At 33.7% G+C, this 15,868-nt stretch carries 13 protein-coding genes; 3 read left to right on the top strand and 10 right to left on the bottom strand.

The features are described 5' to 3' along the window. The first annotated feature begins 84 nt into the window (after nucleotides 1-84). Complete coding sequence (locus ELD05_RS02155; RefSeq protein WP_127351188.1) at nucleotides 85-783, top strand: manganese efflux pump; 699 nt, start codon at nucleotides 85-87, stop codon at nucleotides 781-783. A gap of 72 nt (nucleotides 784-855) precedes the next feature. On the opposite strand, the gene pepV is transcribed toward ELD05_RS02155, so the two are convergent. From pepV to ELD05_RS02115, 8 genes are all read right to left on the bottom strand, one after another. Continuing rightward, nucleotides 856-2,250: a dipeptidase PepV gene (gene pepV, locus ELD05_RS02150; protein WP_127351187.1), complete on the bottom strand. Its 1,395-nt coding sequence runs from the start codon at nucleotides 2,248-2,250 to the stop codon at nucleotides 856-858. A 3-nt stretch (nucleotides 2,251-2,253) separates the two neighbouring features. Next, nucleotides 2,254-2,964: an N-acetylmuramoyl-L-alanine amidase gene (locus ELD05_RS02145; RefSeq protein WP_241243570.1), complete on the bottom strand. Its 711-nt coding sequence runs from the start codon at nucleotides 2,962-2,964 to the stop codon at nucleotides 2,254-2,256. A 61-nt stretch (nucleotides 2,965-3,025) separates the two neighbouring features. Continuing rightward, on the bottom strand, nucleotides 3,026-3,730 hold the full coding sequence (locus tag ELD05_RS02140) for a TVP38/TMEM64 family protein (RefSeq protein WP_127351185.1): 705 nt from the start codon (nucleotides 3,728-3,730) through the stop codon (nucleotides 3,026-3,028). A gap of 18 nt (nucleotides 3,731-3,748) precedes the next feature. After that, complete coding sequence (locus tag ELD05_RS02135) at nucleotides 3,749-5,536, bottom strand: ASKHA domain-containing protein (protein WP_127351184.1); 1,788 nt, start codon at nucleotides 5,534-5,536, stop codon at nucleotides 3,749-3,751. A 1-nt stretch (nucleotide 5,537) separates the two neighbouring features. Continuing rightward, nucleotides 5,538-6,659: a sporulation integral membrane protein YtvI gene (gene ytvI / locus ELD05_RS02130; protein WP_127351183.1), complete on the bottom strand. Its 1,122-nt coding sequence runs from the start codon at nucleotides 6,657-6,659 to the stop codon at nucleotides 5,538-5,540. Between the two features lie 3 nt (nucleotides 6,660-6,662). Further along, nucleotides 6,663-8,966, bottom strand: a complete 2,304-nt coding sequence (locus ELD05_RS02125; RefSeq protein ID WP_127351182.1) for a U32 family peptidase — start codon at nucleotides 8,964-8,966, stop codon at nucleotides 6,663-6,665. A gap of 11 nt (nucleotides 8,967-8,977) precedes the next feature. After that, nucleotides 8,978-9,865, bottom strand: a complete 888-nt coding sequence (locus ELD05_RS02120; RefSeq protein ID WP_127351181.1) for an alkaline phosphatase family protein — start codon at nucleotides 9,863-9,865, stop codon at nucleotides 8,978-8,980. Next, on the bottom strand, nucleotides 9,852-10,325 hold the full coding sequence (locus tag ELD05_RS02115) for a cell division protein ZapA (protein ID WP_039764666.1): 474 nt from the start codon (nucleotides 10,323-10,325) through the stop codon (nucleotides 9,852-9,854). The genes ELD05_RS02120 and ELD05_RS02115 overlap by 14 nt, the downstream gene beginning before the upstream one ends. A gap of 1,125 nt (nucleotides 10,326-11,450) precedes the next feature. Between ELD05_RS02115 and ELD05_RS02110 the strand changes: the two genes are divergently transcribed. Further along, on the top strand, nucleotides 11,451-12,677 hold the full coding sequence (locus ELD05_RS02110) for a glycosyltransferase (RefSeq protein ID WP_127351180.1): 1,227 nt from the start codon (nucleotides 11,451-11,453) through the stop codon (nucleotides 12,675-12,677). 318 nt (nucleotides 12,678-12,995) lie between these two features. Continuing rightward, complete coding sequence (locus ELD05_RS02105; protein ID WP_127351179.1) at nucleotides 12,996-13,985, top strand: aldo/keto reductase; 990 nt, start codon at nucleotides 12,996-12,998, stop codon at nucleotides 13,983-13,985. An 85-nt stretch (nucleotides 13,986-14,070) separates the two neighbouring features. Here the strand turns inward: ELD05_RS02105 and ELD05_RS02100 are convergent, their stop codons facing one another. After that, a complete protein-coding gene (locus tag ELD05_RS02100) occupies nucleotides 14,071-14,625 on the bottom strand; it encodes a rubrerythrin family protein (RefSeq protein WP_127351178.1) in 555 nt (184 codons plus the stop codon). A 485-nt stretch (nucleotides 14,626-15,110) separates the two neighbouring features. After that, nucleotides 15,111-15,866 carry a hypothetical protein gene (locus ELD05_RS02095; RefSeq protein WP_241243569.1) on the bottom strand — a complete coding sequence of 252 codons (756 nt, stop codon included), beginning with the start codon at nucleotides 15,864-15,866 and terminating at the stop codon, nucleotides 15,111-15,113. Nucleotides 15,867-15,868: the final 2 nt, after the last annotated feature.

Raw genomic sequence — 15,868 nt, 5'->3', positions numbered from 1 at the left:
AAACCTCTCTTTGACACTTAATTTTATCACACACCTAAAATTTTACTATAACTATTATAACGAAGAAAGTAGAATTTTGTTTCAATGTCAAAAAAGGCTGAATATTCGTATAATAATAAAGACCTTTATAAAACCTCAAAGAAGCAATCTAAAATGAGCTTTTTCCAAGTTTTGACTGCAGCTATAGCCCTTAACCTTGATGCACTTTTCTTCGGAATTGCATTTGGCGCAAAAGGCATCAAAATCCTGTTTAAGTCTAAGGTTGTAATATTTTGTATATCACTTTTAGTGGCAATGCTCTCATTTTTAATCGGAAGGCATTTTGGAAAATATCTTAGCATCCAGGTTTCAAACCATTTAGGATCAGCTTTTATGATTGTAATTGGAATATTTTTAATTATAAGGACATTTTTTGAAGGAGATGGAGAAGATGTTTCCAAGACGCTTGTCAATTTTTCATTAAAATCACTCGGACTTACTATTAAAATTATTAAAGAACCTCAAGTATCAGATATAGATCAATCTGGTTTTATTGAACCGGTTGAAGCACTGTTTGTATCGCTTGCTCTTTCTTTTGACAGTCTTTCTGCCTCATTCTCACTTGGACTTAGTAACTTAGCAAATATATATGAAATACTCTTGATTCCAATTGTACAGTTTATTGCTATATCAGTTGGTAATGTATTAGCACACAGTCTAAAATATCTGAAAAAATTTGGGTTTGCAAACTACATTCCAGGAATCGTGCTGATTTTCCTTGGTGTTTACAATCTTCTCTTTTAAAAAATACAAAAAAGAGAGGCTAAAAGCAGCTTTTAAACAGCCACTTAAATTAGCCTCTCTCTTGCCACCTGCTTATTCTTTTTTGGCTAACCTGTAGATTGCGTTTGCGTAAATCTTTGCACACGTCAAAAGCCTTTCTATACTGATATACTCATCCTTTTGATGCGCAACCTCTTCATCTCCTGGCATGTTAGGTCCAAATGCAACCACATTTCTTGCCCACCTTGCATACGTGCCACCACCAATTACAAGCGGCTGGGTATCATCTCCTGTAAATTCCTTATATACATCAAGTAATGTTTTTATCAAAAAGTGGTCCTTTTCAAAGTAAAGTGGTGGCATGTCTGTAATTAGTTTGTAATCAATTTCGTATTCCTTTATTATATTTTTAATCTCTCTCTCAATATCTTCATATTTCGTATCAACTGGATATCGAATGTTAATTGTAAGAACAATTCTATCATCCACTTTTCTTACCATGCCAACGTTCAAAACAAGTTTTCCTGACTTTTGGTCCTCAAATCCAATGTTTAAATTCTTACCAAATACGTCATAGCTAATGTGTTTATTATAAAACTCAACAAATCTCTTAAACTCATCCTCTTTTTCGTAAAGATCTTGCAAGATGTCAAACATATATGATATTGCATTTTCGCCTTTGAAAGGAAGGCTTCCGTGTGCAGAGACACCTTTTGTCTTTATTACAGCCATGCCATTTTCCTCATAGACTTCTGCTTTTTTCTCCAAGCCCTTTTTTGAAATAACATCTTTTGCCTTTTGAATATCAAAAATTCCCTTGAAGATACACCTGTCAGGCACCATATTGGGCCTTTCTCCACCTTCAATAAAGAAATTGCCATCAACCTTTTTAGAAAGCTCAAACACCAAAAAACCTTTCTCGCCTTGAATTACTGGGAAATCAGCATCTGGTGTAAACCCAACTGTGGGGTATTTTGCCTTTTTAAAGTAATACTGCAAACACTTTGAGCCACTCTCTTCATTTGTGCCAAACACAAACCGCAGACTTCTGTCAAGTGAGATTTTTCCCTCTTCAGCAAGTTTTTTAACAACATACATGCCATAAAGTGCCGCAACTGTTGGTCCTTTGTCATCAATTGCGCCACGACCATAGATTTTACCATCTTTAATTACACCTTCATATGGCGGCACACTCCAGCCATCGCCTTCTGGTACAACATCCAAATGCCCAATTACGCACACATCTTCACTATGTTCGCCAAACCTTGCCTCGAGTGCGTACCCATCAAAATTTTTTGTCTCAAACCCAAGTTTTTGACAAAGGTCTTCGCAAAAAACTAAGGCATCATTTACACCTTTTCCAAATGGCATGCCATCTTGAGCAGTACTTTCTACACTTTTTATCTTGATCAGTGCAACCGTTGAAGCAATAATATCTTCCTTGAGATTTTCAATTTCCTCATTTATAAGTTTTCTAACATTTTCCATTCTCTACATCTCCTTTGTACTGAGGTAATTTAAAACTCCTTTTAATATAGAATAAGAAAGCCAATCTTGATACTCTTTTGTCTGTAAAAGAGAAAGTTCCATCTTGTTTGACATAAACCCACATTCAACCAGTATAGCAGGAATTTTTAAATTTCTGAGTATATACACGTCAATTGGCTTTGGCAAGCGTTTGTTTATCATCCCGTTTGGCATGTATTTTAGCTCATTTTGGACAAAAGAAGCAAGTTTTTTCCCTTCCTCATTAGAGTTTTCATAAAAAACTTGAGCGCCAAAGTATTTGCCAACCGGAAAGCTATTTAGATGGATTGAGATAAAAATTTCTGGGTCATTCTTTAAAATAATTTGTTTCCTTTTTATCAAATCATGTACTTTTCTGTCATCTTCGCTCAAGTCATCCTCAGTATATCTTGTAAGAATGGGTTTAAACCCAAACATCTCAAAGTACTCTTTTAACCTTATTGCTATCTCAAGATTTATAGTTGACTCTTTTACATTGCCAGACATAGCCCCAGGATCAAAGCCACCATGTCCAGGGTCTATTACTATTAAGTGTTTCGTTTTCCCACTCTGGTTATTATTGAAAACACTTAAAGTTTCAATATTTTTTTCAATTCTCAAAAATACTAAAGTAGTACTTGTTATGATAAATAAGAGAATTACAAAAAGCTCTATTTTCTTCCTTTCTACTCTCAAGCTCTTTAAAACCCGCCTCAAACAGCTTTTCATAGTTAAATTTTATGCTTGAATATATTTGTTATTCTCTTTCTTTTGGTTTGTCTTCTTCTCTTTCTTCTTGCAAGAACTCTCTTATATTCTTTGCAAATAGCACAGGTGTGAGAGATATAAGAACAACCAATACAACACTCAAGTAAAACCCTTTGGAAAAAGGTTTTAAGATGTTCTCACCAAGGTAGGCATATAGAAAACATGCAGGAACTGTGCCAATTAGCGTTGCAAGAATAAAATCTCTGTATCTTATTTTAGAAAGACCGCATATGTAGTTTATAGCATCGTAAGGTAGGATTGGCACAAGCCGCAAAAGAAGTATTATCAAAAATCCTTTTTGTGCAATCTTTCCGCCTAAATTTGAGAATTTTGTGTTTTGGAGCTTTTTTTGGACATAGTCTTTGCCAAAGTACCTTGCAAATACAAACCCAACCGTAGATGATAGTAGCGTCCCTACAATTAAAATTAGCGCACCCAAAAATGTCCCGAACGAAAGACCTGCTGCAAGCATAAAGATTCCTGCCGGGATGAAGATTATAAACGACTTTATAGAGTACAAAATCAAAAACACCAAAGGCGCCCATACTCCAAAGTGAGATATATACTGTTTTATATACCTTGGACTTAAAGTGTGTTCTCTTTCTGCGTATATCAAAGCAAATATTGATATAGCAATCATCAAAATAAAGACCCAAAGCTTTATCCTATCCTTAATTTTAATTTCCTCTGCCATTTTTCTTTCTTTCCCCTTTTAACCTTGCTCAAATACCATGCACTCAACAAATAGCTCATTAAATTCAGGAAAGCTCGATAGCTCAATGTATCTTACCCCATTTTTAATCTCTTCAAACTCCTTTTCCAACTTGCTGCTCAGAAGTGCCAAGATAGCACCATTTCCGGCAGTGTTCCCGGCAGGTTTTATTTTATCCTTTAGCCTCTGTGGAATCAATCCTATTCTGACAGCTGCCCATGGATTGATGTAATTTCCAAATCCACCTGCCAGAAATACATTCTCAATGTCATCTTCTGAAATACCTGATTGTTTTAGCATTGCCCTAATCCCTGCACAGATTGCAGCCTTTGCAAGCTGAATCTCTCGTATGTCCTTCTGTGTAATGTAAATAGAATCAGTTATGAAAAAAGCTGTTTGACCATTTACCTGCTCGAAATTGTGCTTGTAACTTTCTTTAGCATCTTCACAAAACCTTCCTGTCTCATCTATGATACCTTCTTCGAGCATGTAAGCAACAGCCAAAACTATCCCAGACCCACAAATTCCTTTTGGCTGGCCATTTTCTATTGTTGTAAATTCAACCTTTCCATCTTTGATTTTGATACTATCAATTGCACCGCTCGACGCGTTCATTCCACATGCTATATTTACACCTTCAAAAGCTGGCCCTGCCGCAGCTGAGGCTGCAACCATAAATTGCTTGTTTCCCAAAACCATTTCGCCATTTGTTCCAAGGTCTAAAAGAAGACATATCTTCTCGCTCTTGTGCATCTTTGTTGATAGTATCCCAGCAACTATGTCTGCACCAACATATGCTGATACACTATCAAGTACTTTTACAACAGCATTCTTGTTTATCTCAAGTTCCAAATCTTGTGCTCTTGCTTCTATTTTATCAGCAAAAACTGGGACAAAAGGCGAGGTTGCAATAGTTAGTGGGTCAATACCTAAAAGAAAATGTAGCATTGTAGGATTTCCAACAAACACAGCTTTATAAATCTCATTTTTAGAAATTGAAAACCTACCAGTCAAAATCTCTATTGCTTCATTAATACCTTTAATAATCTCTTTTTGAAGGACAAACACTCCATCTTCCTTTGCCTTTGCAAAGTCGATTCTGGATATCACATCTGCACCAAATTTCTTTTGTGGATTTACAAATGAGTAAAAATCGAGAACCTTGCCCTTTAAAAGGTCAACAAGATAGCACACCACTGTGGTTGTTCCAATGTCAACCGCCAAGCCAAATACATCCGAAGTTTGTTTTATGTCTATGACTTCACCGTTGTACAAGACTGTAAAAAATTCTTTATCTTTGTAATTTGTAAGCTTTCTCAGGGCAGAATTCGAAATTTTTAAATCTCCTATTCCAAGTAAAGACTTTAGTCTTGAAAAATAGCTTCTCTGATCCTCTAATGTTGGTTTTTCTAAAACCACTTTCTTTATAATTATATCACTTTTTACTTCAAACTCATTCGTGTAAAGGTCAGAAAGTATCTTTGCTCCTATCTTTGAATGAGGCAAAAAAACTTCAAGACTTTCAAAAACTTTAAGGTTACAACAAAGCCTTATTCCTTTTTGAAGCTCATCTGAAGTCAGAAGCCTTTTTTCCTCTTTGGTTACATTTTCTAAATAAGGCTTCCCGTCTTTTTTCACCGCTACCTTGCACTTTCCACAAATCCCTTTACCACCGCAAGGTGCTTCAACATACAATGAATTTTCAGCTAAGATATCCAAAAGCGATGAACCTTCTTTTGCATCTATTTGCAGTACTTTCTTACCAGTGTACACAGTAATTTTAGGCATTTTAAGCTTGTTCACTCCTCTTTTGCAAAAACAGATTCTCCCTTATTTTTTTGATTGCCCCTGTTTCAAAGATTGCCTTCAAAAACACAACCAAAAGAGGACCGATTATAAACCCCCAAGCACCAAAAATCTCAACACCTGCATAGATAGAAACAAGGGTTGTAAATGTTGAAATACCCACCTGGGATGCAACAATCTTAATTGATGCAAACTCTCTGAGACCTAAGATTATTAGGTACACAATTAAAAGTTTTATACCAAAGCTTGTGTTGCCAGCGATGAAACTGCCTATTATCCATGGTAAAAGAATTATGCCAGATCCAATTATTGGAATAATGCTCAAAAGTCCCAAAAGAAGGCTTATTACTAAAAAATAGGGTGCTTTTATTATAGAAAGACCAATAAGTCCTGACAAAAACATCAAAATTGCTAAGATTATCTGAGACTTTGCATAATCAACAACAGAGTCAATTACCCTAAAAGCGACGCTTGACATTTCTTTGTAAACCTGAGCTGAAAAGTTCTGAATAAGCCATGCCCGCATTTTGTGCCTATCTCGCATAAAGAAAAAGCTTGACAGCACAGAGAAAAACCAAATTGTTATTCCCTTTAAAGTTGCAGGTATGACATTTATAACCTTGAGACTCATTGTAGCTACCTGGTTTAGAATATTCGTAATCTCGTTTACACCTGACTGAATAAAACTCACAATTGGCCGTGGAAGATCGGTGTATATGCTTTTTACGCTTGAAAATAAATGATTTAAAGTAGCATAAATCTTGTCATAGTCAATGTTTTGCAAGTTAGAAACAAGCCCTAAGCATTCGTTTACAAGTATATATATCCCCTCTGCCAGCATAAATGCTAATAATACATTCAAAATTACTAGTATCAATATGGCAGAAACTGTTCTGTTTATCCCTCTTTTTTCGAGGTATTTTAGAACTGGCTCAAATACTGTTGCGATAAAGAGCCCGATTAGCACAGGTATAAACGCCTTTAAAATAAACCTTATAAAAAGGTCAAATGCTTTTATTAAGTACGCACATGAAAATATAAATGCTGCAAATAGGACAATATAAATCATTGCAACTACAAACCTGTTTTTAGTAAGCTCTCTCATCTTTTAATAATACCCCTTTGTAAGTTTAAGTTTTGCAACTTTGCCATCAAAATATTTTTCAAAAACCATGGCAATTTCGCTATCACTACAAGCTGTAAAATCAAATCTTATGACATCTGCTGGTACATCTTTGTCGTCAATATAAAGTGCTGCAGGGTTTAAAATTTCATTTTTCATAGTCTGCGTACTTACAAGCTCCAAAAGTTCTCCTTTCCTATCTTGCAGATATGAACCTTTTTCAAAAAACTTGAGCTTGTTTACCATAAGTGGAATCTTCCAGAAGACCACAGTTTCAATCTCAAGATCATTTGGACTGTGTTCCCATATTCTTTCAATCTGCTGCTTTGAAAGTTCAACCGAAAGGCAAAGTCTTTTTGCCCCAAGATTTCTTATCAAATCGGCTGCAAATGAATTTGTAACATTAAAGCTAAAGTCAAAACAAAGATCAAACTGGTCTTTTAAAAGCTCATATTGTCCAAGGTTTCTTATCAAAACCTTTTTAAATCCTTTCTCTCTCAGTGCCTTTAGATTTATCTTTTCAAGGTCATTGTCATGGGTAATCCTGTCAAAATATACAATATCATTGTCTGAAAATTTATGGTTAAAAATCAAGGTATATGGCACATATATATTAAAGTTTTCAATATTACGTGAGTGTAAAATTTCTTTTACTTTTTGGTACTGCGAAAATGAATCAATGACAAACGAGAATTTTTGGTGAGCTGCTTTCTTTTTGCTATTTTGATCTTTTTTTGAATGACATAGCATTTCAACTGGCTTTTGAACACTTCTTTTAAAAGAGCAAGTTATTGACTTTGATAGCTTTTCAATTAGTTCCTTTCGCAATGAATTCAAATCTGAAAGCTTGACAAAAACATTATCATCAAGGTAAGCCTTTAGCTCCCCCATATCGAATACTGTGTTACCAAGCTTTGAAAAGCTATCCAAAACATTTTGGTATGTTGTTGGCTTTGACTTTGCCTCCTCTGGCACAGGCCCTGTTGCATGTGCTTCAAAAAATTCTGTCTTTGCAACAGCTTTTATATTTTCTCCTCTTTTTAATGTAACCTCAAAATCTACCTTTCTGAACTTTTTTTCCTTCTTTAAAATTTGGTCCACCTCATCTTCAAGTTGCTTACTTTTGACCAAGAAAACTTGACCATTTGAAGCATTTTTTAAAACCTTTTTCCTTGCAAAATCAATATCAACTTCAACTCTACCATCCTGGTACTTTGAAATATTGTTGTTTATCTCAAACAAAACTTCTTCAAACTTTTCGCTCCTAAATGCAATTACATCACCATTTGTAAGGTCATAAGATGTTCTTATAAAAAGTTTGCTATCTTTAAAATAAAAGCTGCCAATTAAAAGCCCTGTGTTGTTTGGCGCTGATTTAAAAATAAGATTATCATAAGAAGGATTACCTAAATACCCTTTGCTAAAATTTCCTCTGTTGAAAACAAGAAAGAGTTTGTTTTTGTCCTCTTGGTTTGTCTCAATCTTCCCTGTCTGATAGTACATATCTATATACTTTCTATAAATAGAGGTCACTGTGTACACATAATATTTATCCTTTAGCCTTCCTTCTATTTTGAAAGAGTCCACGCCGGCTTCAATAAGATTTGGAATATAGTCCAAAAGGCATATGTCTCTTGGTGACAAAAGATAACCTCTATCTACAATCTTTTTGTCTTTATTAAGAAGCTTATAATAAAGCCTACACGGCTGGGCGCACTGTCCTCTGTTGCCGCTTCTTTTGAAAAGTATGCTTGAAAAAAGACACTGCCCTGAATACGAAATACAAAGTGCCCCGTGGATAAAAACTTCAACTTCTATATCAGCACTTCTTTTTATGTTCTTTATCTCCTCAAAATCAAGCTCTCTTGCTAAAACAACACTTTTTACTCCAAGTCTTGATAGTACTTTTGCACCGAGTAAGTTGTGAATTGTCATCTGCGTGCTTGCATGAATAGGAAGGTCTGCAAACTCTTTTTTGATTATAGAAAGCAAGCCTAAATCTTGTACAATAACAGCGTCAATTCCTTCTTTGTAAGCAATATCTAAAAGCTTTAGTACCCTGTCTATTTCCTCATCATAGATCAATGTATTTACGGCAAGATAAATCTTTTTCCCTCTTTCATGGCAGTAATCTATGGCCCTGATTAGTTCATCTTCTGAGAAGTTTTTTGCATACGCCCTTGCCGAAAACTCCTTTGCACCAACGTATACACCATCTGCTCCTGCATTTATTGCTGCCACAAGCTCTTCAAACCCACCTGCAGGTGATAAAAGCTCTACTTTTTTCATGGTACTTACTATCATCCCTCTTCTACTGGTATTTCAAAATATTTTAAAATATACTCATAAACCTGCTCAATTGATACAATATCTCTAAAAATATCTTGTCCTTTGCCGTATGCCAAAAATGGAACCAAGTTATATGTGTGAGTTTTGACAGACAAATCTTCAATATTACCATGGTCAGAAGTAACAATTATGCACACATCAGCAGGAAGGTTTTCAATTATGCTGACCAAAAATTCATCCAAGGTCTTTACAAGTTCTATTGCCTTTTCCATATCACAAGAGTGACCTACCAGGTCTGTCTTAAAGTGCTCAAATAGTACAAAATGGCTCTTTTTCAAAACATTTAAAAGATTTTCTGCTGCTTCTTCGGGTGAAAAAAGCGGAACATCATAGCCACTTTCTATTAAGATCTCATTTGTGATATCGCAGTACACACCCTCACCTTTCAAAAGGTAGTCTATGGTTTTTAACCTGACTTCTGATGTCAAGGCCATATAGCTTGTGACAGACATCTTAAAGTCTTTGTCATTTAATAGCTTTTGCAAATATTCGTCTCTGTAAACATTTGCAAAGTCAACTTTAAAGCCATTTTGTTTTAGGGTTTTGAATATATTCTTCTTATCAATGATTCTCTTGAGGCTTGGTGTAATCTGGCCGTTTATGTGAAAACCAACCTCTTTTGCTGCGTTTATCCCTGAGTAAATTGTAACCTGGCCTGTTGCACTCTGGGGAAGGCCTGGAACTTTTAATGTTGCATCTAAAAACCTTACAATTCCTTTTTCTAAGAATACATCATATGATTTAGGATGATAATAAAAAAAGGGGTTGTGTGCATTATTCTCCCCTTTTCCAACACCGTCTAAGAATATAAAAAGCAGCTTCATTTTATCTATCACCATCAAACGTATTTATAAAATCGTCAAGCTCTTTTTTTGTCTTTTCAAGCTCAAGCTTTGTGTTCTCAAGCTCTTGATTAAGACTTAGAATAATTTCGTTTAGCTTTTCAATCTGTTCTGTCTGCTCAGCTATCTTTTCTTCCGCCTCTTTCAGCTTTTCTTTGTATTCCTCAATCTCTTTTTGATATTTCTCAGTATCATTTGATTGAGCAGATAGCTTTTCTTCGCAAACTTGAAGATGTTTAAAATACTCATCTGTAATCAAAAATGCTGTGAGCATAGCAGAAAGCGATGTACTAAGGTGCGGTTCATTTGCCACAACCTCAGACATCTTTTTGTTTATAAAATTTGCAATTTTCATTATGTACTCTTCATCTTCGTCAGTTTTTAGTACATAGTTCATCCCCGCAATCTTTACTTCTATTCGCTTTAAGTTATCATCTCTTCTGATATTCTCATCCATTCCCCATACATCCTTAAAAGCTTTATAAGTGTTGTTATCTATATTATAGTTTTTTTTCATATTCATTGCAATTGAGAATTTAGAGAGGATAGTATAAAGAGGCTGGACATAGTTTTTTCTGAGGCTTATCTAATCAAATTAATAGCTTAAATTCTTTTTTGCTCCACTATCTCAAAGCGTCTTTAGGTATGTATGTAAAATACACTAAATAGAAAAACAAAGTTTGGTTAAAACAAATATTGCTTTTTTATTTTTTTTTTGCTATTATAATAACAACTCCATAATATCCATAGAAAGGGGTTGTTAACGTCATTGGCTTTTGCTTTTATATTAAGTTAGTTTATCTGTTTATTATTTAAAATGAAGACTGATGAGAGACATTGAAAATATTACTAAGTCTAAAATTGGTTTGTTTGTTCAATAGTAATACTAATCCTTCTTATTATCTATTCTGCTATTTGCAATAGAGCATAAGACATTCCGCTTTCATAATTATTTTATTTTCAGGCAATTCTATGTTCTATCACCAAAATTTGTATCTTCTGAAAAGAAAAAAGATAGAAATAAAGGGAATATGGGGCTAAAGTGGGTATATAATTACTGAAAATAGCGGTTATAACTATTACAAGGCATATATATACAACGAAAATATATATTGGTAGAGCTATAGATTTCCTCACAGCAAAGGTATGCTTGCCGGATAGTTTTAGCGGTGGTTTAGCAGCAGAGAATATTCGATTATCTTTATAACTTTTTACTGTCCAAGTTTATGTTGTAAAGAAAAATACAAATTTGTAAAAATAATGTTACTCTAAGATGGTGCTTGGTAATAATATGATAAAATTGGTTGCCATAAGATTTTAAAATTATCACAAAACATCATTTCAATTCACACTTTTAAAATAGAAATTATACTATATAATGAATGAATTCTATTATGGAGAGAGTAAATATAAAAGTTACTATATTGAATCATTATTCTATGAACTTAACTTTGGAAAAATAAAATTTATATTAAAAACTATTTTTATGCCACGTTTTTGTAAAATAAAAGTTGACTCCTCAAGATTTGACTTAACTTAATTTAAGAATGAAATTAAAAAGTTTTCAAGGGGGTATAACTTAATGAAAAAAGTATTCTTGCAATTCGGTTCTGGGTTAGGTCCCATGTCTCGTTCCCTTCCAATAGCAGAAGGGTTACAAAGAGAAGGATATATCGTAAAGTATTTTGGATTTGAAAATGCAAAACCATATATGAATAAAATGGGAATTGAAGAGTTATCAGAAAATTTTAATATCAAGGATATTAAAAAAGGAGTGCAAACTCCTAATTGGTATTGCGCAGAACAATTTTGGGAAATAATAGGATATGGTAATATAGAATGGGTAGAAAAAAAAGTTGAAGAATTAATAGAATATTTAAGAGATTTTTCTCCTGATTTTATAATATCAGACCTTGGTATATTAAGTTGTATTGCTGCAAGAATAATGGATATACCTTTGATAGCCATAACTCAAAGTTGTTATCATCCTAATATTGCTTTTGGAAGAATAAGATGGTGGGAAGAAGAGCAAAATTTAAAGTTTACATTAACCGAAAAATTAAATAATTATTTTAAGAAAAAAGGTGTTTCACAATTAAATTCTTTTGAAGAAATTTTTACTGGTAGTTTAACCATAATTCCCAGTTTTCCTGAATTTGATCCAATAAATGATCCTTCAGAATTTAACACACATTATGTTGGTCCCATATTATGGGATCCATTAGACATGGCTAAAGAAGAGTATATAAAATTGTTTAACAGAGATAAAAATAAGCCTACAATTTTTTGCTATACAGCAAGATTTTATGATAATGTAGGTGAAAGTGGAATTATTATTTTTAAAACATTACTTTCAGCATTAAAAGAATTTGATGCTAACATTATTTTTTCTACAGGGAGTGATTCGGACAGGAAAATAGCAAAAGAGATTTCAAACTCTTACGGAATTGATGAAGAGAAATTTAGCATTATTGATTGGGTTCCAATGGGAATTGCTTATGGAAACTCTGATGTTGTTATCCATCATGGAGGCCATGGAAGTTGTTTAGGTCAATTTTTGTATGAGGTTCCTTCATTGATTATACCAACTCATACTGAACGTGAGTATAATGCGAGAATTTGTACCAAAATGGGAGTTTCTAAATTTATAAAAAGAGAAGACATTGGAAAAGCAAATATATTAGCCGAAATTGCTGAGATTCTAAGTAACTCAAGTTTTAAAGAAAGATTACACTTTTGGCATGCTAAACTAAATGAATATAATTTTACAGGTGTAAATAAAGTTTTAGAATTGATTCAAAAATTATAAAAAGGTAGATGATAAATGATGATAGAAAGTATTAATATCTACTTTAAATGGATTAAATATTGGTGATTTTATTTGTTTTACGAAATAATAGGTTTTGGTAAATACCTTCATGGCATAGCAAGATGAAGAAGTAAAATAAAAGAGAGAGAAATAAAGGAAACATTGAGTTAAATATTTATTGCAATAGAAGTTATAGCTATGTGTGATACCAAGTCTATTGATTTAAAAATTTATCAAAAAATATTCTTATGGTTGAAATATTTACCCCATGGTGTTAAAATCAATTCATTAAAACCTTTAAAAGGAGTTTGGAAACATATGTATACTGCTGACCCAAACAGATACAATAACATGCTATACCTACGCTGTGGGAAAAGTGGACTAAAGCTTTCGGCCATATCTCTTGGCTTTTGGCACAACTTTGGAGATGGTGATCAATTTGATAACATGCGCAAAATAGTTCAAAAGGCTTTTGACCTTGGAATTACATACTTTGATTTGGCAAACAATTATGGTCCTCCACCAGGCGCAGCTGAAGAAAATTTTGGAAGGATTTTTAAGCTTGATTTAAAGCCTTACAGAGACCAAATAATTGTTGCAACAAAAGCAGGATACACAATGTGGGAAGGTCCTTATGGCGACTGGGGCTCAAAAAAATATCTTCTTGCGAGCCTGGACCAAAGCCTTAAACGAATGAACCTTGACTATGTTGATATCTTCTACTCTCACAGACCTGATCCGGAAACACCAATTGAAGAGACAATGGAGGCTTTGTACCAGGCAGTCCATAGTGGAAAAGCCTTATACGCTGGGATATCAAATTATAATCCTGAGCAAACCAAACTGGCGCATTCAGCTGCCAAGCAAATGGGATTAAAACTCATTGTAAATCAAGTTCGATACAATATGTTTGCAAGAGATGTTGAAAATGGTTTATTTGATACATTAAATGAGCTTGGCATGGGAGCTGTGATATATTCTCCTCTTGCTCAAGGACTTCTGACAAAGCGTTATTTGGATGGAATTCCTGAAGATTCAAGAGTAAGAAAATCGGGCGTATTCTTAAAAGAAAGTGATATAACTACTGAGAGAATTGAAAAGGTTAAAAAACTATCTGAGATTGCAAAAAGGCGTGGGCAGACAGTTTCGCAGCTTGCACTTTCGTGGATTTTGCGAAATAAAGTTGTAGCATCAGTAATTGTTGGTGCAAGCAAGGTATCTCAGATTGAAGACAATGTGGGTTGTATAAATAATCTTGAGTTTTCAGAAGAAGAATTGAAGGAGATCGATGAGATTCTAAATTCATAACTAAAAAGTGAAAGGGGGTTCTCCAAGGATAAATGAGCTTGGGAGTTGCCCCCTTTTTTATTCTTTTCATTTATTTTGATGCTTATTAAAACTCTTTGTACATCTCTCTTTTTGTCCCGCAAATAGGGCAATATTCAGGTGCCTCATCTAAAACAGTATGTCCACAAACAGGACAAATATAAATGTTTTTGATCTCAATATCCTTTCCTTCTTTTGCGCTATCCTGAGCCATTTTGAAAAGCTGTGCATGAATCTTTTCTGCTTCAATTGCAAAGTGAAAACTTTTTTCAGCATCTTTCTCGTTTTGATATTTTGCAGCATTGAGGTACACATCGTACATCTGATTGACTTCAAAAAGCTCGCCGTCAATTGCACCCTGCAGGTTCTCTACTGTATTGCCTACTCCAAAAATTGCGTCAGCCGAAACTGCATGTCCGCCTTTTCTCTCGCCTAATACCCTAAAGTGGTTATTTGCATGGACCTGTTCTGCATATGAAATTGCTTTAAATAGTCTTGCAATATTCGGAAATCCTTCTTTTTGTGCAATTTCGCCCCATAGAATATAACGCATGTGAGCCATACTCTCTCCACCATATGCAGCTCTTAAAAAACCTGCTGTCATCTCATTGTTGACTGCCATAACTTATTTCCTCCTTAAACCCTAATTCTTATAATAAAAACTTTATTTCATTTTTACCCAAAAACTATTTGAATTAAACACACATTGTAAACAAATTCTTTCTTTTTATGAAAGTGATTTGAAAACATTCCCAAAACATATTTAAAAAGTGACTTCCAGCTATTTACTTTCAAATTATAATAAGGTATGATTCATAAAAAAGATTTTTCTGTGAAAGAAGAATGCGGCCTGAGAAGGCTTCCCAAAAAGCAAGCTATATTTTTGCCAGATGAGTGGAATACAAAGGGGCTAATTCTAACACTTTTTTTGTCAAAGTACTTTCAATAAATAAAAAAACCTCCATCTCTGATACTTTTGTTTATATTCTGATTCTTGCCAAGACGGAGGACTTTATATTTTCACAAAATTATTTATAGTCTCACAAAATGAACTATCTTTTGGTATATAATTAAAGCCAAGATGACTCTTTTAATTTCAAGGAATAATCAGTTGTTAATAGCATAAATTAACAAATAGTCATTACCCTTCCTTACTATTCCTGTAAACCAAACGTTATATCCACCTTCTCCTAACATAGCTCCATATCGAGACGTCAACATAAACAAAGGCTCAGCATTGATAACTGCTTTTTTTAAATTGCCATTAAATATCTTGTCAAAATTATTGATAAACTCTTTTTCATTTCTTATTATTTTCTTTTTACCATCAATTTTGACATTAATTGGATATGCTATTAGTTTTGCAAGTTCTTTTTTGTTGTTTTTGATTAAGTAGTTTTGAACATTAGAAGCAAATTTTACCACCTCTTCATCTGAAAAACCAACCAAGTCGAATCTTTTACCATAATCTGCATAAATTGTGTCAACAAGCTTCAGTTTAAAAGGCATTTTAATTTTGCCATCACTCCAAGTCCCTTCAATTATATTTACTGATCTTATATTGCCATTAAATGTTCCAACTACATTACCTTTTGTGTCGAACTCATTCAATTTTATTTTCTCATCTTTAATTATTCCTTTTAATTTTATATACTTTCTTACACCTTTGCAAACATATAGACCTTTAACTTTTGAATTGTCGATGTATATACTCATTACTACATCGTTGTTTCCTTTTTTACCACTGTAATCATAATAGCCTTTTTCAATTTTATCATTGCTTAAAACAAAAGTGCTTTTCAAAATTAAAATCATGATTGACAACAGTACAATAATTCTTTTTCTGGCTTTCAAAGATTTCACCT

The organism is Caldicellulosiruptor changbaiensis, assembly GCF_003999255.1.
GTDB lineage: Bacteria > Bacillota > Thermoanaerobacteria > Caldicellulosiruptorales > Caldicellulosiruptoraceae > Caldicellulosiruptor > Caldicellulosiruptor changbaiensis.
Note: the sequence above shows the minus strand (reverse complement) of the source record. Positions and strands in the feature narration are given on the sequence as shown.

Excerpts from the sequence above, each read along its gene's own strand:
- ELD05_RS02155 (WP_127351188.1), top strand. The coding sequence starts at position 85 with ATGTCAAAAAAGGCTGAATATTCGTATAATAATAAAGACCTTTATAAA.
- pepV (WP_127351187.1), bottom strand. The coding sequence starts at position 2,250 with ATGGAAAATGTTAGAAAACTTATAAATGAGGAAATTGAAAATCTCAAG.
- ELD05_RS02140 (WP_127351185.1), bottom strand. The coding sequence starts at position 3,730 with ATGGCAGAGGAAATTAAAATTAAGGATAGGATAAAGCTTTGGGTCTTT.
- ELD05_RS02135 (WP_127351184.1), bottom strand. The coding sequence starts at position 5,536 with ATGCCTAAAATTACTGTGTACACTGGTAAGAAAGTACTGCAAATAGAT.
- ytvI (WP_127351183.1), bottom strand. The coding sequence starts at position 6,659 with ATGAGAGAGCTTACTAAAAACAGGTTTGTAGTTGCAATGATTTATATT.
- ELD05_RS02125 (WP_127351182.1), bottom strand. The coding sequence starts at position 8,966 with ATGAAAAAAGTAGAGCTTTTATCACCTGCAGGTGGGTTTGAAGAGCTT.
- ELD05_RS02120 (WP_127351181.1), bottom strand. The coding sequence starts at position 9,865 with ATGGTGATAGATAAAATGAAGCTGCTTTTTATATTCTTAGACGGTGTT.
- ELD05_RS02115 (WP_039764666.1), bottom strand. The coding sequence starts at position 10,325 with ATGGATGAGAATATCAGAAGAGATGATAACTTAAAGCGAATAGAAGTA.
- ELD05_RS02110 (WP_127351180.1), top strand. The coding sequence starts at position 11,451 with ATGAAAAAAGTATTCTTGCAATTCGGTTCTGGGTTAGGTCCCATGTCT.
- ELD05_RS02105 (WP_127351179.1), top strand. The coding sequence starts at position 12,996 with ATGTATACTGCTGACCCAAACAGATACAATAACATGCTATACCTACGC.
- ELD05_RS02100 (WP_127351178.1), bottom strand. The coding sequence starts at position 14,625 with ATGGCAGTCAACAATGAGATGACAGCAGGTTTTTTAAGAGCTGCATAT.